The 24,786-nt window shown below is 62.4% G+C and carries 22 protein-coding genes; 5 read left to right on the top strand and 17 right to left on the bottom strand.

Annotated elements, in window-relative coordinates; genetic code table 11:
- Positions 1-6: 6 nt before the first annotated feature.
- The 4 genes from DXD24_RS02870 to DXD24_RS02855 all read right to left on the bottom strand — a co-directional run bounded on the left by DXD24_RS02870 (position 7) and on the right by DXD24_RS02855 (position 6,591).
- Positions 7-486 carry a 4Fe-4S binding protein gene (locus DXD24_RS02870; RefSeq protein WP_035137469.1) on the bottom strand — a complete coding sequence of 160 codons (480 nt, stop codon included), beginning with the start codon at positions 484-486 and terminating at the stop codon, positions 7-9.
- Between the two features lie 11 nt (positions 487-497).
- A complete protein-coding gene (gene ygfK / locus DXD24_RS02865) occupies positions 498-3,497 on the bottom strand; it encodes a putative selenate reductase subunit YgfK (protein ID WP_117646111.1) in 3,000 nt (999 codons plus the stop codon).
- A gap of 148 nt (positions 3,498-3,645) precedes the next feature.
- The gene (gene ssnA, locus DXD24_RS02860; protein ID WP_117564164.1) at positions 3,646-5,001 is read right to left on the bottom strand and encodes a putative aminohydrolase SsnA; all 1,356 of its coding nucleotides are present in this window, start codon (positions 4,999-5,001) and stop codon (positions 3,646-3,648) included.
- A gap of 195 nt (positions 5,002-5,196) precedes the next feature.
- Positions 5,197-6,591, bottom strand: a complete 1,395-nt coding sequence (locus tag DXD24_RS02855; protein ID WP_055285183.1) for a uracil-xanthine permease family protein — start codon at positions 6,589-6,591, stop codon at positions 5,197-5,199.
- Between the two features lie 351 nt (positions 6,592-6,942).
- Here DXD24_RS02855 and DXD24_RS02850 point away from each other — a divergent pair, with 351 nt between their 5' ends.
- On the top strand, positions 6,943-7,599 hold the full coding sequence (locus DXD24_RS02850) for a transcriptional regulator (protein ID WP_233502309.1): 657 nt from the start codon (positions 6,943-6,945) through the stop codon (positions 7,597-7,599).
- Between the two features lie 122 nt (positions 7,600-7,721).
- Here DXD24_RS02850 and DXD24_RS02845 read toward each other — a convergent pair whose 3' ends face one another.
- Positions 7,722-8,099, bottom strand: a complete 378-nt coding sequence (locus DXD24_RS02845; RefSeq protein WP_089572469.1) for a RidA family protein — start codon at positions 8,097-8,099, stop codon at positions 7,722-7,724.
- 298 nt (positions 8,100-8,397) lie between these two features.
- On the opposite strand from DXD24_RS02845, the gene DXD24_RS02840 reads away from it, so the two are divergent.
- Together DXD24_RS02840 and DXD24_RS02835 are read left to right on the top strand one after the other, a co-directional pair.
- Complete coding sequence (locus DXD24_RS02840) at positions 8,398-10,893, top strand: U32 family peptidase (protein ID WP_117646110.1); 2,496 nt, start codon at positions 8,398-8,400, stop codon at positions 10,891-10,893.
- 15 nt (positions 10,894-10,908) lie between these two features.
- Positions 10,909-11,568, top strand: coding sequence for an RluA family pseudouridine synthase (locus tag DXD24_RS02835; RefSeq protein WP_231500732.1), 660 nt, complete (start codon positions 10,909-10,911; stop codon positions 11,566-11,568).
- Between the two features lie 395 nt (positions 11,569-11,963).
- Here the strand turns inward: DXD24_RS02835 and DXD24_RS02830 are convergent, their stop codons facing one another.
- Both DXD24_RS02830 and DXD24_RS02825 read right to left on the bottom strand, forming a co-directional pair.
- A complete protein-coding gene (locus DXD24_RS02830) occupies positions 11,964-12,710 on the bottom strand; it encodes a DeoR/GlpR family DNA-binding transcription regulator (protein WP_117646108.1) in 747 nt (248 codons plus the stop codon).
- Between the two features lie 3 nt (positions 12,711-12,713).
- The gene (locus DXD24_RS02825) at positions 12,714-13,793 is read right to left on the bottom strand and encodes a Gfo/Idh/MocA family protein (protein ID WP_117646107.1); all 1,080 of its coding nucleotides are present in this window, start codon (positions 13,791-13,793) and stop codon (positions 12,714-12,716) included.
- Positions 13,794-14,424: 631 nt separating this feature from the next.
- Between DXD24_RS02825 and DXD24_RS02820 the strand changes: the two genes are divergently transcribed.
- Positions 14,425-14,661 carry a hypothetical protein gene (locus tag DXD24_RS02820; protein WP_147326344.1) on the top strand — a complete coding sequence of 79 codons (237 nt, stop codon included), beginning with the start codon at positions 14,425-14,427 and terminating at the stop codon, positions 14,659-14,661.
- Positions 14,662-14,777: 116 nt separating this feature from the next.
- Here DXD24_RS02820 and DXD24_RS02815 read toward each other — a convergent pair whose 3' ends face one another.
- The 8 genes from DXD24_RS02815 to DXD24_RS02780 all read right to left on the bottom strand — a co-directional run bounded on the left by DXD24_RS02815 (position 14,778) and on the right by DXD24_RS02780 (position 22,811).
- Positions 14,778-15,662: an ROK family protein gene (locus DXD24_RS02815; RefSeq protein WP_197032144.1), complete on the bottom strand. Its 885-nt coding sequence runs from the start codon at positions 15,660-15,662 to the stop codon at positions 14,778-14,780.
- Between the two features lie 79 nt (positions 15,663-15,741).
- On the bottom strand, positions 15,742-16,866 hold the full coding sequence (locus tag DXD24_RS02810) for a glycoside hydrolase family 172 protein (RefSeq protein ID WP_117646105.1): 1,125 nt from the start codon (positions 16,864-16,866) through the stop codon (positions 15,742-15,744).
- A 12-nt stretch (positions 16,867-16,878) separates the two neighbouring features.
- Positions 16,879-17,277 carry a PTS sugar transporter subunit IIA gene (locus DXD24_RS02805; protein WP_089572475.1) on the bottom strand — a complete coding sequence of 133 codons (399 nt, stop codon included), beginning with the start codon at positions 17,275-17,277 and terminating at the stop codon, positions 16,879-16,881.
- Between the two features lie 26 nt (positions 17,278-17,303).
- Positions 17,304-18,137 carry a PTS system mannose/fructose/sorbose family transporter subunit IID gene (locus tag DXD24_RS02800; RefSeq protein ID WP_089572476.1) on the bottom strand — a complete coding sequence of 278 codons (834 nt, stop codon included), beginning with the start codon at positions 18,135-18,137 and terminating at the stop codon, positions 17,304-17,306.
- 2 nt (positions 18,138-18,139) lie between these two features.
- Positions 18,140-18,925 (bottom strand): PTS sugar transporter subunit IIC, encoded by a 786-nt coding sequence (locus DXD24_RS02795; RefSeq protein WP_089572477.1) that lies wholly within the window; start codon positions 18,923-18,925, stop codon positions 18,140-18,142.
- Positions 18,926-18,934: 9 nt separating this feature from the next.
- Entirely contained in the window at positions 18,935-19,408 is a 474-nt protein-coding gene (locus DXD24_RS02790; RefSeq protein ID WP_117646104.1) for a PTS sugar transporter subunit IIB, read from the bottom strand.
- A 123-nt stretch (positions 19,409-19,531) separates the two neighbouring features.
- Positions 19,532-22,273, bottom strand: a complete 2,742-nt coding sequence (locus tag DXD24_RS02785) for a PRD domain-containing protein (RefSeq protein WP_117646103.1) — start codon at positions 22,271-22,273, stop codon at positions 19,532-19,534.
- Positions 22,274-22,466: 193 nt separating this feature from the next.
- Positions 22,467-22,811 (bottom strand): 5'-methylthioadenosine/S-adenosylhomocysteine nucleosidase, encoded by a 345-nt coding sequence (locus tag DXD24_RS02780; protein WP_233502308.1) that lies wholly within the window; start codon positions 22,809-22,811, stop codon positions 22,467-22,469.
- Positions 22,812-23,140: 329 nt separating this feature from the next.
- Between DXD24_RS02780 and DXD24_RS10230 the strand changes: the two genes are divergently transcribed.
- Complete coding sequence (locus DXD24_RS10230) at positions 23,141-23,242, top strand: IS3 family transposase (protein WP_231501554.1); 102 nt, start codon at positions 23,141-23,143, stop codon at positions 23,240-23,242.
- Between the two features lie 768 nt (positions 23,243-24,010).
- Here the strand turns inward: DXD24_RS10230 and rplX are convergent.
- Positions 24,011-24,316: a 50S ribosomal protein L24 gene (gene rplX, locus DXD24_RS02770; protein WP_006235043.1), complete on the bottom strand. Its 306-nt coding sequence runs from the start codon at positions 24,314-24,316 to the stop codon at positions 24,011-24,013.
- Positions 24,317-24,329: 13 nt separating this feature from the next.
- Entirely contained in the window at positions 24,330-24,698 is a 369-nt protein-coding gene (gene rplN, locus DXD24_RS02765; protein ID WP_006235041.1) for a 50S ribosomal protein L14, read from the bottom strand.
- Positions 24,699-24,786 lie beyond the last annotated feature (88 nt).

Genomic DNA, 24,786 nt, shown 5'->3' with positions numbered 1-24,786 from the left:
TCCCCTCTACACGCCGGCGGCGATGCCGGTGCGGTCGTGGATGGCGCCATGCGGGCAAACGACGGCGCACATGCCGCACGACAGGCAGTCCGCACCGTCGATGTGGGCACAGTTGTCCTCGATGCGGATAGCGCCGGCAGGGCACTTTTTGGCGCACATGCCGCAACCGATGCAGCTCGTGTCGCAAATCTTGCGGGCGATGGCGCCCTTATCGGTGTTGTTGCAGCGCACCAGGATGTTCTGGTAGCCGGGAACAAAGGCAATCACGCGCTGCGGGCACGCCATGCCGCACAGGCCGCAGCCCGTGCACTTGGAGCGGTCCACGCGGGCGACGCCGTCGACCAGTGCGATGGCGCCGTGGGGGCAGGCTGTGACGCAGGCGCCACAGCCAATGCAGCCTTCGCTGCAGCGGGCGTCGCCGCCTGCGGAGGCGCAACCGCTTCCGCAGGCAACGTAGGCCACGTTATGTTGAATGGATTTGGCCATAAGAGACTCGCCTATTTCTTAAGGAGGTACGAATAGCTGTCGCGCACGGCCTTGATGGTCAGGCGGACGGCCTCGGGCAGACCGGTATTGACGGCATCGACCGAGACGGTGCGGACCGTGCCGGCGACGCGGACCTTAAAGTGGTCCTCGTCCACAGCCAGGAAGCCCTCGTTCTCGGAGTTCTCCATGTCCTGCTCGCTCCAGAACAGGGTGAGCTTGTCCTTGTAGGGACGACCCTCCTGGTAGGGGCAGAACACGGCGCAGTTGCCGCACTCGTTGCACATGCCATCGACATGTACCACCTGATGCTTGGCCAGGCCCGGCACCTTAATGGCAACGTTGGCGCGGTTGGGGCACACGTCGCAGCAGACCTCGCACACCGAACCGCAGCCCAGGCAGCGGGTCTTGGTGCAGTTGCGCTTGTCGCGGCAGAGCGTCCCCTTGCGCTCGTAGCAGGTGTCCTCGCGACCGGCCTGCTCGTTGCAGTCGGCGTACTTGTTAAAGTCCACGCCGGCGATGGCACGGGCGACCTCGGCGGCGTCGGCGATAGCCTCGACCACGGTGGCAGGACCGCGGCGGCAGTCACCGGCAGCCCAAATGCCCTCGACGCCGGTGGAGGTGGCGGCAAGGCGGCCGCGACGGTCGTGCTCGACGCCCGCGGCATCGTACAGGCTGGCATCGATGCCCTCGCCCACGGCGCAAATCACCGTGGTGGCGGAAAGCTCGACGGTCTCGCCCGTGGCGACGGGGCTGCGACGACCGCTTGCATCCGGCTCGCCAAGCTCCATAACGTCGCAGGTCAGCACGGCGCCGTTGAGTACCTTGGGCGCCAGCAGCTCGCAGAACTCAACGCCGTCAGCAAGAGCAAGATCGAGCTCTTCCTCGTCGGCGGGCATCTGCTTCTTGGTGCGGCGATACACCAGGCGCACGTTCTTCACGCCTGCCAGGCGCTTGGCCACGCGGGCGGCGTCCATGGCGGTGTTGCCGGCACCAATGACCACGACGTCCTCGCCCAGCTCAAGCTTCTCGCCCTTCTTGGCGGCCTCGAGGAACTCCAGCACGTCGAGCTCGGCACCCTCGCCCAGGCCCGCAGAGCCGGGCATCCAGGCACCGGTGGCCACGACCACGTCGGTAAAGCCCTGGGCCTTGAGCTCGTCAATGGACTCCACGCGGGCGTTGAGCTGAACCTTGGCACCAAAGGCCAGGCAAAGCTCGGCGTCGTGGGAGATATCGTCGCTGGCAATACGGAACTCGGGGATCACGTGACGGACCACGCCGCCGAGCGAGTCGCGGGCCTCGAAGATGGTGACGGGCACGCCGGCGCGCGTCAGGAAGAACGCCGTCGCCAGGCCGGCCGGGCCGCCGCCGATAACGGCAACGTTGCGCTCGCCGTCGTTGGCGATGGCCTGGGCGCGCAGCTTGGGCAGCACGGCGGTCATGGCCTCGCGGGCGGCCTTGAGCTTGCTGGCGCGAATCTGGGCGCCCTCGGGCTCGTAGAATGCACGCTCGCAGGCACGGCCGCAGGGATGCGGGCAGATGGTGCCGGTAATGAACGGCAGGGCGTTGCGCTCGATGATGATGTTGAACGCGTCCTCGTAGCGACCCTCGTCAACAGCCGCCAGGTAGGCGGGAATATCCTGCTGGATGGGGCAGCTCGTGCGGCACGGCGTGGTAAAGCAGTCGGAAAGCGGGCTTTTGCCGGCGACCTTGCGGTCGGGCAGCGGGCGCAGCGGCTTCTTGTAGAGCGGGTTGGTGAGCGAGTCGGTCTGGATCGCAGTCACGGCCTCGAGCGAGACGCCCGCGAACGGCTTGCCGTCCAGGTCGGCAAACTCGCCGGCCATCTGGCTAAAGCGCTCGTAGCCACCGGGCTTGAGCACGTCAGTCGCCAGGGTAACGGGCCAAATGCCGGCGTCATACAGGGCACGGATGTTGTAGACCGTGGCACCGCCGGAGTAGCTGATGCGCAGCTTGCCATCGAACTGCTCGGTAATGCGGCGGGCGGCCTCGATGGTCAGCGAGAACAGCGAACGACCGGACATGTACATCTCGGTGGAGGGCAGCTCGTTCCTCGTCACGTCGACGGGGAACGTGTTGGTCAGCTTGACGCCAAACTCCAGGCCGCGCTCGGCGCACAGGGCAATCAGGCGCTCGAACATGGGCACGGCGTCGGCCCACTGCAGGTCCTCGCGGAAGTGCGTGTCATCGAAGACGATGTAGTCAAAGCCCAGCTCGTTGAGGCGCTGGCGGGCAAACTCATAGCCCAGCAGCGTGGGGTTGCACTTGATGTAGGTGTTGAGGCCCTTCTCGGTGATCAGATAGGTCGCGATGCGCTCGATCTCCGCTGGCGGGCAACCGTGCAGGGTAGACTCGGTGATAGAGTTGGAGACGCGCGCCGGGATGGACTCGACAAACGCGGCGTCGACATGCTCAAACTTGTCCAGGTTGGCGAGCGCCCATGCGCGGCACTCATTCCAGACGTCAGAGCCGCTGGCGTCCTTCATACCCTCGATGTAGGCGTCGACCTTGGGGCTCTTAATACCCTCGAGGTCATAACCCACGGACATGTTGAAGACAAAGCCGTCCGGGCTGCCCAGACCGTACTCGCGAGCGATCAGGTGGCAGGCAAACCATGCCTTCACGTACTCGGCAAAGGCCTGCGGAACCTCGAGCTCGGTCGACCATTCGCAGTTGTAGCACTCGTCCTGAGCCACGATGCAGGGCTTGTTCACACACTTGGAGAGCTCCTCGCCGTCCATAACCTGGACGGTCTTGAGCTCAAAGAAACGAGAACCGGCCACGTAGGATGCCACGATGTTCTGGGCAAGCTGCGTGTTGGGGCCGGCAGCCGGGCCAAACGGGGTCTCGATGCGCTCGTCAAAAATGGGAAGCGCGCCCTCCTGGTTGGTCGTGACCATCTTGCGCACGCCAAAGATGGCGTCCTGGGTCTTATGCTCCTCGATGATCCAGTTCATCAGCTGCGAAAACGGGATCGGCCTCATGATGTCGCTCATAGTGAGTTCCTCTCTGTAACGCCCGGCGAGACCGCGCGGCGGGCGCAAATACGGTGTAGCGCTAGCACAGCGCCGGCGACCCCGCGGAGGTCGCCTATACGCGCGTCGGATGCGGCGAAACATCCGGCGCGCGTGAATCTACTTGTAACTAGTAGGCGCGATCGTTGAGCGTGCTCCAGAGCTTTTTGGACTCAGCCATGGTCCACGCGTTGATCTTGTCCTCATCGATACCGACAAACTCGCGATCCTTGTACAGGACGCGGCCATTGATGATGGTGGTACGGCAGTTTTTACCCATCATGCCAAAGAGCATGTGGCCGTCGATGTTCTCCTCGCTCAGCGGCGTAAAGGGCTTGTAGTCCATAACGATGACGTCGGCGGCAGCGCCGGCCTCGAGCACGCCGAGCTTGCGATCGAAGTACTTGCTCGCCATCTTGGCGTTGTTCTCAAAGAGCATCGTCATGGCCTCGCACCAGCCCACGTTGGGCATGGCGGCGTTGTGGCGCTGAATGATCAGGAAGACCTTGAGGCTCTCGAGCATATCGTGGGTGTAGGCGTCGGTGCCCATGCACACGGGGATGCCGCGGCGGAAGAACTCGAGCACGGGGGCGCAGCCCACGGCGTTGCCCATATTGGATTCGGGGTTGTTGACGAGCCAGGTGCCAGACTCCTTGACGATATCCATCTCGGCAGGCGTCACGTGGATGCAGTGGCCGAGCATGGTGTCGGGACCCAGAAGGTTATGCTGCAGCAAGCGCTCGACGGGGCTGATGCCGCCGCGGTTGAGGCGGGAGTCCCACACGTCATTCATGCCCTCGCACACATGGATGTGGAAGCCGGTCAGGCCGTTGTTGGCCTCGGCCATCTTGTCCATGGTCTCGTCCGAAAGCGTAAAGGTGGCGTGACCGCCAAACATGGCGGCGATCATGTGGTTGTCGTTATCGCGACGCTCCTTGGCGGCCCACTGGGCAAATTCGGCGTTCTCGGCAATGGCCTGGTCGCATTTTTCCTGACCGCGGCGGTCGGAGACCTCGTAGCACAGGCACGAACGCATGCCCAGCTCCTGCGCGGCATCCTTAATGGCAAAGAGGCTGCCCGGAATCTCGCAGAAGCTCGCGTGGTGATCGAAGATCGTGGTGACGCCATCGCGGATGGAGTCCAGAATCGTGGCATAGGCGCTGGCCTTGGTGCCGTCGAGCGTCAGGTTGTCGTCGATCTTCCACCACTGCTGCTCAAGATTCTCCAGGAAGTTGGTGGGGTTGCAGCCCTTAATGGCAAGGCCGCGAGCCAGACCCGAGTAGATGTGGGTGTGGCAGTTAATGAGTCCGGGCATGATGAGGTTGCCCTGGGCGTCGACGTACTCGGCATCCGGGTACTTGGCCTTGAGCTCGCACTCGGGGCCCACTTCGACGATCGTATCTCCGTCAATGGCGACCGCACCGTTGGGAATGAACGGGGTCTGAGCGTTGCGGGTAAAAACGGAACCGTTAGCGACCAGAAGCATGAATGCTCCCTTCAACATCAGAGGCGGGGTTTGACACCTCTGACATGGCGGAGTGCGAAGCGCCGGCCTACACCGGAAACGGGCCCTCTCCCGTCAACGCTTCACCAAAGGGACAAACCCTTTGAAGTGCGGCTTGACGCCGCATGACGTCGGCGGACGAGGCGATGCGTCCGCCGACGAATAGCACCGAATTGGTTACTTCTTGCTCTCGGGCAAGACCAGATCCACGGCAGCGTCCTTGGCAGCATCGATGTGCTGAGCCACGACCGGCGTCTGCGGAAGAATCAGGTTAAGGACGATGGCCATGATGGCGGTGGGGGTTACGGCATTGGAGCCGATGACGGTGGACACCCAGGCGGGCATACCCTCGCCGGCAAGGCAACCGCTGGCCATCCAGATACCCAGACCAAAGACGACGGAGGTACCGACGATGGTGGTAGTGCGCTGCGTGAGGCCCTCGCGGGTGAACATGCGCACGCCGTTCATGGTAATGGTGCCAAAGACGCCGACGGTCGCGCCGCCGATGACGGGCTGCGGGATAGCGGAAAGGACGGCAGAGAGCTGCGGGAACAGACCGGCGATGGCAAAGACGGCCGCGATGATCACAAAGACCCACTTGTTGACGACCTTGTTGGAGCAGATGATGCCCACGTTCTGGCCAAGGGCGCTGGTGGGAAGACCGCCCAGCAGGCCGCCGACCATAGAGGTGAGGCCCTGGGACACGATAGCGCCGGAGAGCTCGCGCTCGGTGGGCATACGGTCGATGGAGCCCAGGCAGGCGGCGGAGACGTCGCCGATAACCTGGATGGCAACCATGGGGAACACGACGGCGAGGGTAATGCAGACCTCGGGATCAAACTCGAGCGCATAGGGCATGAGCTTGGGAAGGGCGAAGACCTGAGCGGTGGCGACGCTTGAGAAGTCGATCATGCCAAAGGGGATGGAGACGATCATGCCAACGATCATGCCAAAGAACACGGATCCCAGCTTGAGCGTGCCCTTGCCAAAGTTGGCGAGCGCAAAGACCACGGCGAAGGTGATAAGAGCGACGCACCAGGCCTGCGGGGTGCCCCACAGTGGCGTACCCATACCGCCGGCCATATACTTGACGGCCGTGGGATACAGCGAAACGCCGATGGAGAAGATGACCGTACCGGTCACGACGGGTGGGAACAGCCACTTAATCTTGCTGTAGGCCAGACCAAAGAGGACCGCGACGGCACCGCCGACAATCTCGCCGCCCAACAGCGCGCCAAAGCTAAAGCCCGAGGCGCCCATGGCCTGCAGGGCCGGGAGGAACGCGAACGAAACGCCCATGACGATGGGCAGGCCGCCGCCGATGCGACGGAAGGGGGCAAAGGCCTGAAGGGCCGTGTCGATCGCCGAAAGAATGAGCGCGACCTGGATGATGTCGGTGCTCTGCTGGCTATTAAAGCCGTAGACGCCGGCCATGATGACAGCCGGGGTGATGATGCCGGCAAACGATGCCAGTACGTGCTGAAGGGCACACGGGATCATTTCCTTAACGGGAGGCATGCCTTCACGAGTGAACAGGGCTTCAGTGCCGTTCGTAACCGTCTCCTGGGTCATTTGACCACCAATCCTCGAAATAGTTGTTTTCGCATCTAACGCCCTATTGTGACGCAGTGCGGGGTTGAGGTTGTGCCTTCGTTGCATATCGTATTAAAGATGATTCTCATTCTCAATAATAATTTTTTGTTATCAGACTATTCTTCAGCTGAGATAATGCATTTCCGCAGGTCAGGAAAGTGTCTGGTCAAAATAGCATCTAACTTTTCTTTTGGTCAACCGTTTACCGCCAAAATCATACCGTTCGTCTGCATTACGTCATGTACCTGCGGATATACGAGATGATGAGCAGCGTGTTACCATGAGAAAAAATTGTTATGAAACTTCCGCTTTCACCCAAAGGAGTTGCCCGTGAACGAGACCGTACGTCGCTTTTTGCCGATGGTCGATTTCCTGGAGCAGATACTCGGCAAAAACAGCGAGATCGTGCTGCACGATTTCTCGGATCCCGACCACGCCATCGTCGATATTCGCAACGGCATCGTGAGCGGCCGTAAGGTCGGCGGTCCCGCCACCGATCTGGCGCTCAAGATCATGCACGACCCAAAGTATCGCGACCTGCCGTTTATTACGGGCTATGAGGGGCGCGGTGCCGGTGGCAAGACGTTGGAGTCAGCGACGTACTTTATCCGCGAGGATAAAGAGATCGTCGGCATGCTCTGCGTCAACACCGATCTCTCGACCGTGCGCTCCATCAACGCCATGGCACAGCAGCTCATGGCCTGCTTCGACGCGGCGCCGACGCGCACGGAGCCCGCCCCTATCGAGGTCGAAAGCCTTTCGGAGTCCACACAGGAGCTCATCGACCGCAGCATTGCCGAGTTGCTGAGCGCGCGCGGGCTGGATGTAGCGTCGCTTGGCCAGAGCGACCGCGTGGACGTCATTCGCCACCTCAACGGCAACGGCGTGTTTATGCTCAAGGGCGCCGTGGCCTGCGCCGCCACCGCGCTGGGCATCTCGGAGCCCAGCGTCTACCGCTACCTGCAAAAAGTTCGCAAGGAGGGCTAAACGTGATCCCTTGGGGACGAAGGGAAACGGATCATTTTTGTCGCATCGCTTGACAAAAGACCCTGCAGCTCGCACGCGCTGCAGGGTCTTTTTGCATGTCATGTTTAGTTGTTACCAACACCTTAGAGAGCGGCGACAACCTCGATCTCGACCAGACCGCCAGCCGGAAGGGCGGCAACCTGGAAAGCGCTGCGCGCGGGGAACGGGGCCTCGAACTTGGAGGCGTAGATCTCGTTTACGGCAGCGAAGTCGGCAATGTCAGCCAGGTAGACTGTGGTCTTGACGACATCGGCAAAGGTGGCGCCGGCAGCGGTCAGCAGGGCCTCGACATTAGCAAGGGACTGCTTAGCCTGGGCCTCGACACCCTCGGGCAGCTTGCCGGTCGCGGGATCGATGCCCAGCTGGCCGGACAGAAACACCATGTTGCCAGTCTGGATACCGGGGGAATACGGGCCGATGGCTGCGGGTGCGTTATCGGAAGACACGACGGTCTTGCTCATGTTTTTCTCCTTACAAGTAAAAGGGAACGGGAGCGCGGCGTTCACACCGGGAGGCACAGTTCGGTCTGAACACCGCGCTTGATTGGGATAGTACTCAAGGTTTCCGCGCGATGCAAGATTATTATCACGTTGCGAGAATATTTTATCGCCCAACGGTTTCCCCGGACCGCTGAACGGTTCTCATGTGAAGCAGCCAGTCCAAGCTGCTGAAGACTTTATCCCGCTTAGAGCACGGGCATCGCCTGCCGCGACGGCACCACTATACTTTTGAGTATCTGAGCATTTTGAAAGGCAGGATATGACCGCAACCGCCAGTCGAACCACCAACCGCAGACCCGAGCTTTTGGCGCCCGCCGGAGGGCCCGAGCCCTTTGCCGCCGCACTCGCCGCCGGGGCAGACGCCATCTACTGCGGCATGGGCAGCTTCAACGCACGCCGCAAGGCCACCAACTTTACCGACGAGGCCTTTGAGCAGGCCTGCCGCGCCGCGCATCTGGCCGGCTCACGCGTCTACGTCACGGTCAACATCATCATCAAGGAATCCGAGATGAGCGATGTGCTGCAGCTCATCCATCGCTGCTCAACGCTGGGCGCCGACGCCTTCATCATCCAGGACTGGGGCCTGTTCTTTGAGGTCAAGCGCACCATGCCCGGCATCGAGACGCATATCTCGACCCAGGCGAACATCCACGACGACCGCGGAACCCTTTGGTGCCGCGAGCAAGGCGCCGACCGCGTGACCCTCTCGCGCGAGCTTTCCATCGACGAGATCGCCGCCATTCACCATGCCGCGCCCGATGTGGACCTTGAGGTCTTTAGCCATGGCGCCATCTGCTTTTGCTACTCGGGCCTGTGCCTGCTATCGAGCTTTGCCATGGCGGGCCGCTCGGCCAACCGCGGCATGTGCGCTCAGCCCTGTCGCCTGCCTTACGAGCTGATCGACGAGAACGGCCGCGCGCTCTCCCCTGCCGGACGCGAGCGCGCTCTATGCCCGCGCGACACCAACACTTCGCAGCTCGTTCGCCGTCTGTATGACGCCGGCGCCGCATCGCTCAAGCTCGAGGGCCGCATGAAGGCGCCCGATTACGTGTACTCCATCGTCGATGTGTATCGTCATCAAATCGATGACATGCTGGCCGGGGTCGCCGTAGATAAGCACGAGAACGCCGCTCGCCAGCGCCAACTCAAGCGCTGCTTTAACCGCGACTTTACGCACGCCTATCAGGACGGCACCTCGGGCGACGAGATGATGAGTTACGAGCGCTCCAACAACCGCGGCCAGATTGTGGGCACGGTACTGGGCAGCCGCCTGGCCAACCGCGACGTGCGCGGGCTCAAACCCGACGATCGTCGTCGCCGCGCCGCCATCGCCCGCATTGAGCTGTTTGAGCCCGTGGGCAAGGGCGACTTGTTGGAACTTCGCCACGACGACGAGTTCGATCAGTTCCTAACCACTATCGCTACCGATGATGCCGCCGCCGGTGACATCATCGAATGTCGCGTGCCCCGCAGCATGCCCGAGGGCTGCCGCGTGCGCATCATCCGCAGCCAGCGCGCCATCGACGCCGCCGGCGCCGCGCTCAAGCGCGACGTGCTGCGCCGCCGCGCCGTTGATGTAACCGTTGTGGCGCGTTTGGGCGAACCGTTTGTCGTCACGCTCACCTGCTGCGACGCCCCATCGCTTACGGCCACGGCCACGGGCTTTACCGTCGAGGCTGCCAAGACCCGCGCCGTCGAGGCATCCGATCTGGTTGAGCATGTGGGCCGCATGGGCTCCTCTCCCTTTGAGGCCGCGAGCTTTGATGTGGCGCTCGATGAAGGCTGCGGCATGGGCTTCTCCGCTGTGCACAAGGTACGCACCGCCGCTTGCAAGGCGCTGGAAAAGGCCATTCTGGCGCCGTACGAGGAGCGTGCCCGCACGCTCGAGCTGCCGGCGATTGTCACCAGTGATTCCCGCCCCGCGCCCGAGCACTACCGCGATGAGCCGCAGATCTGCGCCACCGTCACCTCGCTCGAGGCCGCCGAGGCCGCTCGCGCCGAGGGTGCAACGCGCATCTACATGACCACCGACGCGCTCGATGCGGCCGAGCTCTCCCCCGCCGATGCGCTTGAGCAGGGCATCGTACCCGTACTCGACGAGGTCTGCCGCGCCGTTGACCACGTACGCGTCGACCCGTGGGTTGTTGCCGGCGCCACGGTCGCTATTGGCAACATCTCTGAGCTTGCCCTGGCCGCCCAGGTTGGCGCCACGGCGGAGATCCGCTCTTGCCTGCCCGTGCACAACACCCCTTGCATGGAGGCACTTGCCGAGCGCGGAGCCGGCGCGTTTTGGCTCTCGCCCGAGATCACGCTCGACGAGATCGTCTCGCTTGGCACCTCCGCGCCCGCAGCCCTGGGCATCACCGTGTTCGGCCGCCCGCGCGTTATGACGAGCGAGCACTGCATCCTGCAGGTGGCCAATGGCTGCATCCACGATTGCGCCAACTGCCGTCTGCGCGCCCGCAAGCTGTCGCTCAAGAATATCGACGGCAAGGTCATGCCCGTGCGCACCGACATCCATGGCCGCTCTCGCTTGTACGACGCCTACCCCATCGACCACACGCCGCAGGTGCCACAGCTGCTCGACGCCGGCGTCCGTCGTCTTATGGTGGACGGCACGCTGCTCGAGACGGATGAGTTGGGCCGCGCCGTCGCACGCGTCCGTCGCGCCGTCGAGGCCGCGCAGGCCGGCCGTAAGCCCGCCGCCCGCCTGCGCGGGGCCACCTCGGGCTGCATGTTTGTGGGAATTAGCTAACCGAAAGGCTTACACGTGAACGAAGAACCTCAAGTCCTCTACTGCGACGCCTGGCTCATGGCCATCGACAAGCCCGCCGGCATGATCGTCCACGGCGACGGCACCGGCGAGCGCACGCTTACCGACTACGCCAGCGACTTGCTGCTTGCCATGGGCGACGGCTTTGCCGCAACCGACATGCAGCCGCTTAACCGCCTGGACCGCAACACCACCGGCGTGGTGCTGTTCTCGCTCGACAAGCAGACGCAGCCCGCCTTTGACCAGATGGTCATCGACCACGCTTTCGAAAAGCACTACCTGGCGCTCGCCGAGGGCAAGATCGACTGGAACGAAAAGCTCATCGACAAGCCCATCGCCCGCGACCGACACGACAGTCGAAAGATGCGCGTCGGCGCCAGCGGCAAGCCGTCTCAAACGCGCGTGAAGGTGCTCAAGCGCCTCAAGAGCCGCCGAGGCCTGCCCACGCGCTCGTATATCGATGTCGAGCTTCTCACCGGCCGCAAGCACCAGATCCGCGTGCATCTGGCCAGCGAGCGTCATCCCCTGGTTGGCGACGACCTGTACGGAACGCCGCGCCCCTGCGGCCTCATGCTCCATGCCCACAGCGTGTCCTTTACGCATCCCGTAACCGGCGAGCACATCCACATCGAAGCCCCTTGCCCCTGGGAGCCCTAAACCACCACAAAGGGGACAGGCACCTTTGTGGTGGTTTTGCCGCGATGGCCCTGCCGGATTCCCAAACATCTCGATCTGTAACAGCTGAAGCCCATTTTGCGGTCTATCTGTTACAGATCGAGACATTCGAATTCCCTCAAGGGAATAGTCTCAATCTGTAACAGTAACTCGGCAAAATCAGTCCCAGATGTTACAGATTGAGACAAAGGGACGGCGCGGTTCGTAAGTATCTCGATCTGTAACATCTAGCCTGCTTTTAACGGTCTGGTTGTTACAGATTTAGATAAACCGGTAGACAACAAAAGCGGCAGCGCCCGGGATGGTCGTTGCCGCTTTTCCATTGACCCACCACAAAGGTGCCTGTCCCCTTTGTGGTGGTTGTGGCCTTCCCGTCGCTAGACCGTGATGACGTTGTCCATTGCCCGGTACTTGGCGGGGACCTCGCCTGCGGTAATAATCGTTGCGTCGCGGAAGTCCGCGAACTTGACGGGCGCCACCATGCCAAATTTGCTGGCATCCGAGATTACGAAGCGTTTGGCCGTATGGCGCATCGAGATGCGCTTGACCTGTGCCTCCTCGATATCGGGCGTCGTAAAGCCCTGCTCGGCGGCAATGCCGTTGGAACCCCAAAAGCCGCAGTTGAAGTTGTAGCGGTCTAGAGTTGCCAAGGCATCGGGGCCAACGAGCGCCTCGGTCTCGGGTTTGAGCTCGCCGCCCAGCACCACGGTACGCATGCCGCGCAAAGCGAGATGCTGAGCATGGAGCACGGAATCAGTCACATAGGTGACACCTTCGAGATGCGGAAGATGCTCGATGAGCCTGAGCGTCGTCGAACCCGAGTCGATGTATACAAAGCTCTCGGGCTCCACAAGTGCCGCCGCACGGGCGCAGATACGCTCCTTGTCGTCGTTATGGAGATCGCTGCGCTCATTAAGCGTTAGGTCGCGCGTCACGTGCGCGCGCTCCAGACTTGTCGCGCCTCCGTGCACCTTGGCGATACGGTGTGCTCGGTCGAGCGTCTGCAGGTCGCGCCGAATGGTAGACGCCGTCACGCCCAGGGCTTCGGCAAGCTCCGGCACGGTAACCGAGCCGGCCTGCTGAACCATCGACACGATCGCGTTGAGCCTATCTTCCGCTAGCATCGCTTACTCCTCCTCGGGGTACACGACTCCCCAATCGGCGCGAAGCTTGGTCATAAGCTCCATAACATCAGAAGCATAGCCCAGAAGCTCACGCTTCGAATCATCGCCGGCAACGGCCCTCTCCAGGTCGGCCATCTCGTAGCACAGAGCGTATGCCTCGGTGCCAGCGTGGACCTCCTCACGGTGACCGTCTGCAGTCCACACGATGGTCGCGTGATCGGCACGCGGATAATCGTTGACCTCGATATAGCACTTGTCGAAGCTAATGACCGAGCGCTTGGGCTGCTTGGAGTGAAGCGTAAGGCTCACGACGCCCAGCTGCTGCTCGGCATTGCGGCAGACGATGCCGCCCGCAACATCGACGCCAGTCTCGCAGGTGTTGCCTAGAGACACGACCTCGGCGGGCTGGCTCGCCATAAACAGGCGCATGACGGACAGGGCATACACACCAATATCGAGCATGGCACCGCCGGCAAGGTTGCGATTGTAGAAACGGTTGGTCAGGTCGCCGTACTCCTTGTAGCTACCAAAGTTGAGCTGAGCGAGGTTCATGCGGCCGAACTCGCCGGCATCCATGCGGCGACGCAGCTCTTGATACAAGGGCATGTGGAGCACCGTGGTAGCGTCCATAAGGACCACGTTGTGCTCGGCGGCAATGGCACGGGCCTCATCGAGTTCAGCGGAATTGAGGGTAATGGCCTTCTCGCAGAGCACGTGCTTGCCGGCTGCCAGGGCAGCGCGCAGATAGGTGATATGAGTGTTGTGCGGGGTAGTGATGTAGACGGCGTCGATGCCAGGATCGGCGTAGAGGTCCTCAACCGTGTCGTAGACCTTCTCGATGCCATACTGCTCGGCAAAAGCCTGAGCCTTGGACAGCGTACGGTTGGCGACGCCCGCAAGCTTGCGACCGGCAAGAGCAAGGGACTGAGCCATCTGGTTGGCGATAACGCCGCAACCGATGACGGCCCAATGGAGCTCGGGAGCCGTAAAAATATCGTCGGGGAACGGCTTGTCCTGGACCGAAGCGAACGCTGCTTTGGCGGCTGCCGCGGCGTCGAGCGGAGCCTGCTTGAAATCTGCCATTATGTGCCTCCTGTGTCATAGAACGCCTTGCTTTCTGACAGCTCTATATTCGCACAAACACGCGCTTCTGTGCGCGTTTTTGCGTATCTCACCGCTAAACGGTCATTGTTGTCCCGAAAACGGCGCATCTATACGCATATTCACGCAATCCCACGCACGCAAATACGCACAAATGCGAACCGGTCATTGCTCAGAGACAGGGGCTTATGCTTAGAACTCAAAAGACAGGATGATCCGCTTCGCCTCGTCGCTCATGGCGCGCTGCAGCTCTAAGGACCGTCCCAAACTGCCGACAGAAAAGGAACGTTCCAAACTGCAGACAGAAAAAGAACGTCCCCAGGCGCCGGCATTTCAAGAGTACTCATTTAAGTCTGTCCCCAATGAGTGGGAGTAATCAGAGACCCTTTGCGAGGGAGGCCGGACGTGGCCTTCCTCGTTTTTATTCATGGACTTTAGTCCGTGCCGCGCGGCACGCGCGGCATAGAAAGCCACCCGCTCAGCGGGTGGAGGCCAATTTCCGCTACGCGACAAAAACCTTCCCCCTAGCATGAGGATTGTTCAGGTCATCATACTAGGGGGAGGTGATTGCTGTGGCCCAGAAAGCCAACAGCCTCGCGTACACGAAATGGCTGTGCAAGTACCGCATCGCACCGAGGTCAAGATCATCGCCGCCATCGTCGAGAAGCACCCCAAGGTGCGCTTTGCCGCGAGCCGCACCTCGGCCCACGCCGACCTCTACGACCGCATGGAGCAGGCCCTGTGCGAGCGCGTGGCCAACGCGGAGGAGGTCGTCCGCTCCGACATCAGCCCCGCGCTTCTTGTCCACACCGGTCCAAACCTCGTGGGTGTGGCGGTCCAGGGACTCTAGCGGAGGCGGGGCGTCCTGCCCCAAAAACAAATGCAAAAGACGAGCACTTCTTGCCGCTCAATTGGCAAGAAGCGCTCGTCTTTTCTTAACGCGTTGTATGGCGGAGAGAGCGCAAGTTACGCGAGCGCCCTTCTTGCCAGCTCGGCCGCGCCGAGGATTCCTTGGTCGCCGCCGCAGCCCGGGGCGCAGATGTAGCTCTCCATGTCCTTAAGCTCGGCGGTCTGGATGTAGCCACCCAGATATTCGAGGGTCTTCTTGCGGACGATGCCGTAGAGCTGCTCCTGGTGCATCACGCCGCCGCCGAGGACGATGCGGCGAGGCGAGTACATGAGCACGAGGTTCGCACACATCTGCCCCAGATAATCCCCCTCGAGCGCCCACACCTCATCGTTATCCGCGAGCTCGGCCGCGGGCTTTCCCCAGCGCGCGGCGATGGCGGGGCCGGAGGCGAGCCCCTCGAGACAGCTCGCGTGGCTCGGGCAGACGCAGCGTCCCTCCTCGATGGGACGGGTCCTTACCAGCATGTGACCGGCCTCGGGGTGCAGCATGCCGTGAAGGAGTCTGCCCGCGCACATGACGCCCGCGCCCACGCCGGTGCCGATGGTCACGTAGACGGCGTCCTCGAGCCCCTTGCAGCAGCCGAAGACCACTTCGCCGAGGCAGGCAACGTTCACGTCCGTGTCGTAGGCCACCGGAATCCCGAGGGCGTCGGCGAACGCGGCGCGAAGACCATGGCCTCGCCACGCGAGCTTGGGCGTCTGGAGGATGGAGCCGTAGCGCTCGTCGTTGGGGTTGACGCAGGTCGGGCCGAAGGCGCCGATGCCCAACGCGTCCACATCGCGGGCGGTGAACCACTCGATCATCTGCGGGACGGTCTCGGCGGGCGTAAGCGTCGGGGTCTCCATACGGTCGAGGACCTCGCCGTCGCCGGACACCACGGCACAGACCATCTTGGTCCCGCCGGCTTCGAGGGCGCCGAGCCTCATTTGCTTTTCGCTCATGTGATCCTCCTTACAAAGGGACGCCCGCAGTCATGGTCAACCGCGGGCGCCCATAACGTTGGCTTGTTTCGAGGCGACCCTACCTGGGCACGCGGTCCTGCCTTGCGGCAAACGGGGCGAGCACGGCGTGCGGCTCGCTTTGGTACCAGTAGGCGACGGTGGAGATGTCGTCCTCGCGCTCGTAGAGCTTGATGTCGTCGTTGCCGAGGTCCTGGAACGTCACGCGCAGGTCCTCCTTGAACGAGATCGGGTCGGGAAGGTGCCACCTGTAGAGGCCGTGCCTGGGCAGCGCGTCGTCGTTAGTCGCGAGCATCGGATTCGGGTTCGGCTTGCCCGCGCTGAAGCGGTCGCGCGTGGCGTCGCGCGTCGAGCGGTACGGGTAGCCGGCGAACAGCGTGTTGAAGCACTGCGCCTCGGGCAGCGCGTGGGGCGGCCTGTCGAGGAAGGCCCAGGCACCGCCGAAGTAGTCCTCGGCTCCCGTCGAGGTGACCGTGGGGAACTCCTCGTCGCCGTCGAGGAAGAACTTCATCTCGCCCTCGCCCCACCAATAGCGCTCCAGGGCGCACAGGGCCATGTAGGTGCCGACGTAGTAGCCCTTGCCGCGCACGCCGTCGAGCACGGTGTAGTCGACGCCCCTGCGGGTGCTGCGCTCGCGGTTAAAGCGGGCGTGGAAGTACATGGCGTCGTCCGGCACGTCGGTGAGCGCGTAGTTGAACGTGTAGAAGATGTACTTAATGAACCCGGGGTGCTCGCTCGTAAGCGTGACCTTGGCGTGCTTCCTGAAGGGCATCTCGAAGTAGCAGTTCATGCCGCCCGTCGGGTTCACGCAGATGGGCATCGAGTTGACGATGGCGCGCTCACCGAAGCCGTTGCAGAAGAAGTCGCCGACAGGGCACTCGACCGAGGGGGTCTCCTCGTCGTCCCAGTAGAAGCGCAGCACGAGGTCACGCATGACGAAGCTGCCGGCGGCGGTCTTGTCGGGGACGGTCATCCAGATGTGGCGGATGATGCCGGGTCCCTCGATGTCCGCGAGCGTGATGGTCTCGCCGGACTCAAGGGGCACGCAGCACGAGCCCTTGCGGCCGACGCCGAGGTGGCTGGCCGACATGGCGGCGCGGCCCTTCTCGCCCGTGATGTTCTCGGGGGTGATGGCGCGGCTTTCCTCACCGCCGTGTATCCACACGTCCTTAAGGAACTCTCTCATCGTCGACCTCCTCTATTCGTCGTCGTCGCACTCGGCGGAACTGGCACCGTTCACGTAGATGATCTGCTGGCGCGCCTCGTTGACGAGGGCGTCGAAGTCGAGTTTCTCGTCGGGGCGCGCGAGCGCGACCGTCATGGCGAGCGGGAGGTTGACACCCGCGATCACGTGGATCCGGTCGGAGGCGAAGCGGGAAAAGCGCTGGTTCACGCTGCCGCCGTACGCGTCGGTGAGGACGACGACCTCGTCAGTGCCCGAAAGAGCCGCCTCGACCGCCGCGTCGAGCCCCTCGCCGTTGTCGTTCACGTAGGCGCACACGGCGTTGACGGCGTCGCCCTTACCCGTAAGGAACTCGAGGGTGTCCTTGAAGCCCTGGGCGAGAAGGGAATGGCTCGCCACAACTATCTTTCTCATTGATTCACCAATCTCTTGGGTCGAAGCTAGGCGAGGATGCCGGCGGCGGAGGCGACCATCGCGAGGACGATCACCACGAGGATGAGGGCCGTCATGCTCGCGTTCTTCTTGGTAAGAAGGTAATACGCGCTTCCCGTGATGGCGGCGGGGATCATGGCAGGCAGGATCTTGTCGAGCAGCGGCTGAATCTCCATCGCGACGTCGCCGAAGCTGAAGCTAATCGGGCAGGTGACGCCGATGACCGAGGCGATGAGGCAGCCGACCACGGTGAGGCCGAGCACGGAGGCGGCGGCAGTGAGGTTGGGAAGCTTCTCGCTGAAGTCGGTGACGAGCTTCACGCCCTGCTTGTAGCCGAACTCGAGGGCGTGCATGCGGACCCAGAAGATGGCCAGGATGAGCGCGAACCAGATGCCGGCTCCCACGGGGTTGCCCTCGATGGCCATGTAGGCGGCGATGGAGCCCATGATGGTCGGGATCATGGTCATGAGCAGGGAGTCGCCGACGCCGGCGAGCGGTCCCATGGTGCCGATCTTCAGGTCTTGGACGGCGTCCGCCGCCGCTAGGCCGTCGCGCTCCTCCATGGCCACGCAGGCGCCAAGGATGATGGCGGCGAGCCAAGGCTGGGTGTTGTAGTAGCGGAAGTGGTTGTTGAGCGCTTGCTTATAGTCCTCGTCGTTCGTGTAGATCTTCCTCAGGACCGGCGAGAGGGCGTAGGCGACTGAGGCGCCCTGCTGGGTCTGGTAGTTGAAGGTGCACACGCTCATGAGCCAGCGCCAGTTCGCGTTGCGCAGGTCCTTCTTGGTGACCTTGTAGCCGGAGGGCTTGCCCTCAGCGACGGCGGTGATGTTCTCGTTTTCCATGGTTACTCATCCTCTCCGATGAAGGCGTCTGCGGAAGCGTGGGCGGCGAGCTCGGTGTCCCTCTCGGCACGCTGGTAGAACGCAATCGCGAGGGCAACGCCGACGATGGCGGCGCCGATGATGGGCACGTTCAGGAAGGCCGAGAGGAAGAAGCCGGCGAGCAGGTACTGGAAGTACTTGGCGGTTGGCATGTAGCGGAGCAGCATGGCGATACCGACGGCCGGGAGCATCTTGCCGGCGAGGGTGAGGCCGGAGAGGAACCACTGGGGCATGACCTCGAGGAGCCAGTTGACGGCGGGCTGGCCGAGCGTCACGGAGACAAAGACGGGCAGGGCGGCGCACAGGCCGAAGAGCGCGGGGCAGACCCACAGGATGGCGTTCATCTGATTGAACTTACCCTCGTTGCAGAACTTCTGGGACTTCTCGACGACAAAGCCGTTGAGGATCTTGGCGACGACGTCGAGCTGGATGCCGAGCATGCCGACCGGCAGGCCGATGGCGAGGCCCGTGTCGGAGCCCAGGGTCACGCCGTAGGCGGTGGCGATGATGGCCATCGTGCCGTAGTCGGGAATGGAGGAGCCGCCGAAGCCCGCGACGCCGAGCTGCATGAGCTGAATGGTGCCGCCGATGACAAGGCCGGTCTTCCAGTCGCCCATGACGACTCCGGTGATGAGGCCCCAGAAAACGGCGTAATTGACGAAGATCATCGGGATGCCGTAGTAGTCCACGTGCTTGATGAAGGCCAGCAGGGTCAAAAGGACGACCTGCAGGATAGTGAAGTTGACCATATTTCCCCCTTAGATGAGGTCTGCGACGGAGACGGGCTTGTCGGCGGGCACGAACTGGGCCGTCACCTTGACGCCACGGGCGATGAGCGCCTTGTAGCTCTGGACGTTCTCGGCGGAGGCGTAGGCGCGCTGGGTGAGCTGGATGCCGTCCTCCTTGACGAGCGAGCCGCCGACGACCAGCGACGGGAGCTCGACGCCCGACTCGACCAGGCGAAGCATCGTCTCGGGCTCCTTGGCGATGACGAAGACCCTCTCGCGGTCGTACTTGCCCGCGGCGAAGTTCTTGAGCGCGGTCTGCTCGGAGATGATCGAAACGGCCATGCCCGCGGGGCGCGCCATCCTCATGGTGGACTTCAGGACCTCGTCGCCGGCGACCTTGTCGTCGATGACCATGACTCGGGTCGCGCCCGACACCGGGGCCCACTGCGTCACGATGATGCCGTGAAGCAGGCGATTGTCGATTCGTGCCATAACAACACTCATGTTTGCTCCTATCAAATGAAGTTTTGCGTTCGGTACTGCCTCGGCGCTATCCGGATTCGCGCCGGGCAAGGGGTTATCGGATTATTGAGGACGCGCGGTCAGCTTGCGGCGGCGCGGGGAAGGTCACTCGTCGAGCAGGAGGTCCGAGGAGCCAAGGCGCTCTTCTCGCGCCGGGGCGGCGCTCACGCTTATGTAGTCGAAGACATATGCGATCTCGCTTACGGGAACCTCTACGCGATAGCGCGTCGAGATGCTCGAGAAGCTCTGCCTGAAGGACTCGATGAAATCGGCGCGTTCCTCCTCGAAGCGGTCCTGGCCAACGTAGGTCTCAATGGGGTTTCTGGTAACAAGGCGCTCGACGAGACAGCAGAGGTGAACGTAGAGCCCAATGATGGCGTTGCTGCCGATCTTCTCGCCTGTCCTGCGCTGAAGCTCGTGCACGGCGCTCTCGATCTCATGGAATAGCCGCTCCGGGTCGAGGATGGTGATGGAGCGGATGACGTTCTGCAGCGTCATGTTCGAGAGCAGCTTCTCGTGGAAAGAAGAGAGCTCGGAAGCGTCAAGCCACCTGCCGAACACGGCATCAACCTTAGAGGCGGACGCCGTCGACATGATGTCCTCGAGGGCGACGAAGGGGACGGAGGCGACCCCGGGGTCTCCCGTGCCGATGACGGCGCAGACGCGGTGCTCGGAGAAAACGGCGTCGTTCGACCCGTTCGCGACGAGCTGCTTGAAGGGCCTCGTGAGCAGGCGCGCGCCTATGGTGCGCGGGAGGCTCTGCGAGACGAGCTGGCGTATCCTCTCCGCGGCGTCGACCCCGGACTCGGAGCAGAAGACGATGGCGTCCTCACGGTTGACGCGCTCGATCACCTTGCAGTGCGTCACGCACGCGGCGGTCGCATCGCCAAGAACCTCGGCGATGGACTTGCCGCCGAGCAGCCCGACCCCGATCTCGAGCGCAAGACCGGTAGAGACGTTGTTCACCACGCCGATAGTGGAGTCGGTAACGTTCTCGAGGGCCTTATAGGCCTCCTCCAAGGAGCCCATGTCGACGAGGAACACGACCCCGGTGCAGTAGGAATGGCGGTCGACGAGGCGCTGGAGCGGACCGACGATGTCCTTCAGCTGCTGGTCGTAGGGCATGTCGACAGCCTCGTACACATGCATGCCGAGCATACGGTTCGCCGCGTCGGCGATGCTCGTCGCCGTTGAGTAGCCGTGGGACAAGATGACGCAGAGCGTCCGAAGGGCCTTCGCATCGCGAGACTCCGATGCGACGCACAGCGTCAGAAGCGTCTTCGTGAAGTGATCGAGCGAGATTCCCAGCGCCCCTTCCACGTCTGCGGCGACCTGATCGGAGACACTCGAGGCAAACGGCAATTCGGAGGTCACGGCACCGAGGAGATGGGAGATTTGCTCCGCACAGGCAGACTTTCGCTTAGCCAGGCCGATACCCGGCCACAACTGCAGGCAAATCTCCTGGGCCAGTAGAAAAGCGACCTTCCTCGAAAGCTCGATGCCATAAGAAGAGCCTGCGTCGGCAAGGACCGCGCCCACGACGCGCTCGAAGGCGCGCGACCTCGAGGAGGCGACGCCGTGGTCGAAGATCAAGTGATCCTCAACGCCGCGCACAGCGGAGACAGCTTGTGAGACAAGCTCGGAGACAGAGAGCTCCCCGGCGAAGAATCGCTCATCGAGGGAGCACAGGGCATCGAGCGCCTGCTCGACCGGCCCTGTGCTCTCGGCGGCATCCAGAGACGCGTCGATCAGAACGCCATCGTCGGGCTGTTGATCGATCTGCGCGGAGGAGAGGAGCCCGCTGGGAAGAAGATACGGGCGAACGACGACGTAGTCGCCCTCGCGATTGAGGAACGCTTTGGCGCAGCAGTTCGTCACGCAGGCGCGCAAGCCGGCGATGTTATCGGAAAAGTCCGCGTTCACGAGGCGACGGTATGCGCCGCGGCTGATCTTCACATCAGAACCGATTCGGCACCCCTCGCTGCGCAGGAAGCTCAAGATGAAATCCTCGCGCTCCTCGGGGGTCCGCTCCTTGAGTGAGGGGACGCGGGCACAGATGGGCATTTTGCTGTAGGCCGAGGAAACCTTCAGGTCATCGGCGGAAAGCGTCGTCGAAAGAACGAGGCGAGCGCGCGGCGCATCCTGGGAGGCATCGAGCCCGAGGGCCGTCGCAAGGCAGTGCTCCATCGCAGAGGGAGAGAGTGCCTCGATGCCGTTGACAAAGACCACACCCCCGCGCGCTTTCGCGATCGACTCGTCAAGAAGCCCGTTGAACGAGGCGGCGTCCGGGACCCCGGCGCAGTCGATGCGCACATAGGAGGAGTCGCAGGACAGCAAGCCCTGGTTCTTGCCGTACTCGTACACAAGGCGAGAAAGGAAAGACTTACCGACACCCACGCCGCCGCTCAAGAGGATGGGCAGGCCAAACGGAGGGTACTGAACCGCAGCCTTGCACTGCTCGACAACGGAGCTGAGGCTCATGTCGAAGCCCACGGCACGCGCGAAGTCGCGGTGATCGGCGATTCCCGTCGCCTGGATGAGGTCGGCGAGCGAGGCGTACTCGCTTGCAGAGAGCTTTACCTGAAAACGCTTCTGGAACGCGCGGCGATGAAAATAACGGACAGGCCTGCCCGCCACCTTAACCACAAGACCGGCGCGAACAAGGTCGTTGAGGTACTGGCTCGCCAGGCTCCTGGAGATGATGAGCGTCTCGGCGATGTCGGAGGTGGACAGACGGGCAAGGTCGTCGAGCGAGACGGCAGAGGTGAGGGCCTCGAGATGCTCGAGAATCCTGTCCCTCATGTCGACGGGTTTCTTTGCCAAGCTGTCCTGTGTGGTCTTGTCCATGACTTCTTACCTCCTCGTACAAGGAGTATAAGGGGAGAACAGAGAACGGAAGGGGGCGCGTGGGGGAATCAACAGCTCCGAGGAAAAGTCCACCACTTGAGGGGCAGAAAACAACGGCCATTGAACATTCAGGGCCGACGCTCAACACTTCGGCTCGACACTTCGCTTTGGAAAGGGCCCCGGCGCGCAGGGCCTAAAGCTTAACCATGCGCGCGGCGATGCGGGCGCAGTCGCAGGCGGCCTTCTTCTCGAAGGTGTTGTAGTCGACGACCCGGCCCTCGGCGCAGGGCTTGTCGCTGATGGCGCGCACGACGACGAGGGGCACGCCGTTGAGATAGGCGGCCTGCGCGATGGTGCAGCCCTCCATCTCGCAGCACAGGTCGCCGAAGGTCGCGAGGATTCGCTCCTTCTGTTCCGCGGGCGAGACGAACTGGTCGCCGGAGACGACGCGGCCCTTGAGGACCTTAATGTCGGGGGCGACGGCGGCCGCGGCGGCGCACGCCGCCAGCAAGGGCCGGAACGGATCGCGCAAGATCAAGGCGTCGCCCGGGAGGTCGGGCGTTACCGTCAGCCGGCGCCGCGTCTGCCGCATCATGAGGGAGAACGGCCTGGCCGGCGCATACGGCAGGAAGAGGTTCAAGGCGCACCCCGGGGCGGTCAACGAGGCCGACGTGTCGAACGTCGTCGCGCGCGGCTTCGGCGGCAGGGCGCCGTGCACCCATATATGCAGCGACTTGGCCTGCGTGCGCGTCGGGACGTCGTGGAACTACGTCTGCCTGCTCGTCGACCTCTGCAACGGGGAGATCGTCGGCCACTCCGAAGGACCGAGGAGGGACGCGCGAGCTCCGAGCCAAGCTCTTGGATTACGTGCACTGGTACAACAACTTCAGGATCCACTCGACGCTGGGCTACATGTCGCCGGTCGAGTTCAGGGAGGCGGGGCCGTCCCTCCCGGAATCGTCCAAATAAGTGTTGCCAATCCATAGCCAATCCAGCCATCATCTCCGCGAAGGCGGACGTCAGGAAAAGCTCGGCTTGAGCTCGGTCGGACGCGGTCTGTGGGGCATCATTCAGGCTCAGGGGGTCTCCTTGTCTTCTTCGGTCGCAACCTGAATGATAGGGACGGCCCCTTCTCTCTTTCCCCTTCGTTTTCGACGCGTCACCCTCTCGGCGGGCTTAAGGCCCGCGCTCGCGGGTGCAGGGGCTACGCCCAAACCCCAAAAACGTAACGCCGTGCTCGAAGCGTTTCCGGACGTCAGCGTAATCTCAAATCCCGTTCGTCAACTCATGGGCAAGCCACCTGAGACTACTCATTTCTCCTACTGGCAATGAAGACCTGCGACCTGCAGTTTTGCAAACTGCTTGAAAGCCACCTGCGTTGATTCACTTCCTATTGCAGCTGGCGGCTTGCACGCGAAAAGGCATTTAAGTTTCAAAACGGGCGTTTTCGGCGCTATCGAGCCTCCAAAGGCATCCCGCCGCGCCCTTTGGGACAAAAACAAAAACTCAAAGCCCTGAGTTCGAAAATAGTTTTTGGAGTTGTCCCGACTTTTGTCCCCGAAGCCGACGAAACGCGACAGGGTGTCACCTGGCGGCACTCGATTCGAGACGGCACCGAAAACTGGATGCAACCGGAATGACGGGACGGCAGAACCGAAGCCATCGAGTGGGGATAGAAAAAGGCCCGGGTGCCGTGGCATCCGGGCCTTTGCTAGCAACTTAACTGTTGCGGGCAGCTTAGAACTTGTGGCCGCACTTCTTGCAGACGCGCAGCTTGTTCTTGCCGTCCTTCTCGTGACCGACGCGGGTAACCTTACCGCACTCGGGGCAGACGAGATTGACGTTGGAGGCGTCGATGGGAGCCTCCTGCGAAACGATGCCGCCCTGCTGGTTGGCAGCGTTGGGCTTGACGGCCTTCTTGACGACCGAAACGCCCTCGACAACGACCTTGTTCTCGGCGGGGAGAGCACGCAGGACAACGCCCTGCTTGCCGCGATCCTTACCAGAGAGAACCTGGACCTTATCGCCCTTCTTGATATACATATATCTCCCCTAACTACAGGGTCTCGGGAGCGAGCGAGACGATCTTCATGTACTTCTTGTCACGAAGCTCGCGAGCGACGGGCCCGAAGATACGGGTGCCGACGGGCGAACCATCGTTGTTGATGACAACGCAGGCGTTCTCATCAAAGCGAATGTAGGAGCCATCCTTGCGGCGGATCTCCTTAACGGTGCGAACGACGACGCAACGGACAACGTCCTTCTTCTTGACGTTGGCGCCAGGGGTAGCCTCCTGGACAGCACCGATGAACACATCGCCGATGCCTGCATAACGACGCTTGGAACCGCCAAGCACCTTGATGCAGCGAATCTTGCGAGCGCCGGAGTTGTCGGCGACGTTCAGCATGGTTTGCATCTGAATCATGGTAGATGTTCCTCCGAACTAAGAACCGAAGAGAGGTGCGCAGCCTTTATACGGCCCGTGGTATGCAAGCCAGGCATACGCACATCTT

The sequence above is a fragment of the Collinsella sp. TF12-2AT genome (assembly GCF_003436735.1).
Taxonomy (GTDB): domain Bacteria; phylum Actinomycetota; class Coriobacteriia; order Coriobacteriales; family Coriobacteriaceae; genus Collinsella.
This window is presented reverse-complemented; position numbering and strand designations above follow the sequence as displayed.

What these genes read in the sequence shown, in the direction of transcription:
- DXD24_RS02795 (WP_089572477.1), bottom strand. Translation starts at nt 18,925, where the DNA reads ATGGTCAACTTCACTATCCTGCAGGTCGTCCTTTTGACCCTGCTGGCC.
- DXD24_RS02825 (WP_117646107.1), bottom strand. Translation starts at nt 13,793, where the DNA reads ATGGCAGATTTCAAGCAGGCTCCGCTCGACGCCGCGGCAGCCGCCAAA.
- DXD24_RS02785 (WP_117646103.1), bottom strand. Translation starts at nt 22,273, where the DNA reads ATGGACAAGACCACACAGGACAGCTTGGCAAAGAAACCCGTCGACATG.
- rplN (WP_006235041.1), bottom strand. Translation starts at nt 24,698, where the DNA reads ATGATTCAGATGCAAACCATGCTGAACGTCGCCGACAACTCCGGCGCT.
- ssnA (WP_117564164.1), bottom strand. Translation starts at nt 5,001, where the DNA reads ATGCTTCTGGTCGCTAACGGTTCCGTTTTTACCCGCAACGCTCAGACC.
- DXD24_RS02790 (WP_117646104.1), bottom strand. Translation starts at nt 19,408, where the DNA reads ATGAGTGTTGTTATGGCACGAATCGACAATCGCCTGCTTCACGGCATC.
- ygfK (WP_117646111.1), bottom strand. Translation starts at nt 3,497, where the DNA reads ATGAGCGACATCATGAGGCCGATCCCGTTTTCGCAGCTGATGAACTGG.
- DXD24_RS02830 (WP_117646108.1), bottom strand. Translation starts at nt 12,710, where the DNA reads ATGCTAGCGGAAGATAGGCTCAACGCGATCGTGTCGATGGTTCAGCAG.
- DXD24_RS02800 (WP_089572476.1), bottom strand. Translation starts at nt 18,137, where the DNA reads ATGGAAAACGAGAACATCACCGCCGTCGCTGAGGGCAAGCCCTCCGGC.
- DXD24_RS02840 (WP_117646110.1), top strand. Translation starts at nt 8,398, where the DNA reads ATGACCGCAACCGCCAGTCGAACCACCAACCGCAGACCCGAGCTTTTG.
- rplX (WP_006235043.1), bottom strand. Translation starts at nt 24,316, where the DNA reads ATGTATATCAAGAAGGGCGATAAGGTCCAGGTTCTCTCTGGTAAGGAT.
- DXD24_RS02870 (WP_035137469.1), bottom strand. Translation starts at nt 486, where the DNA reads ATGGCCAAATCCATTCAACATAACGTGGCCTACGTTGCCTGCGGAAGC.
- DXD24_RS02805 (WP_089572475.1), bottom strand. Translation starts at nt 17,277, where the DNA reads ATGAGAAAGATAGTTGTGGCGAGCCATTCCCTTCTCGCCCAGGGCTTC.
- DXD24_RS02855 (WP_055285183.1), bottom strand. Translation starts at nt 6,591, where the DNA reads ATGACCCAGGAGACGGTTACGAACGGCACTGAAGCCCTGTTCACTCGT.
- DXD24_RS02845 (WP_089572469.1), bottom strand. Translation starts at nt 8,099, where the DNA reads ATGAGCAAGACCGTCGTGTCTTCCGATAACGCACCCGCAGCCATCGGC.
- DXD24_RS02815 (WP_197032144.1), bottom strand. Translation starts at nt 15,662, where the DNA reads ATGAGCGAAAAGCAAATGAGGCTCGGCGCCCTCGAAGCCGGCGGGACC.
- DXD24_RS02810 (WP_117646105.1), bottom strand. Translation starts at nt 16,866, where the DNA reads ATGAGAGAGTTCCTTAAGGACGTGTGGATACACGGCGGTGAGGAAAGC.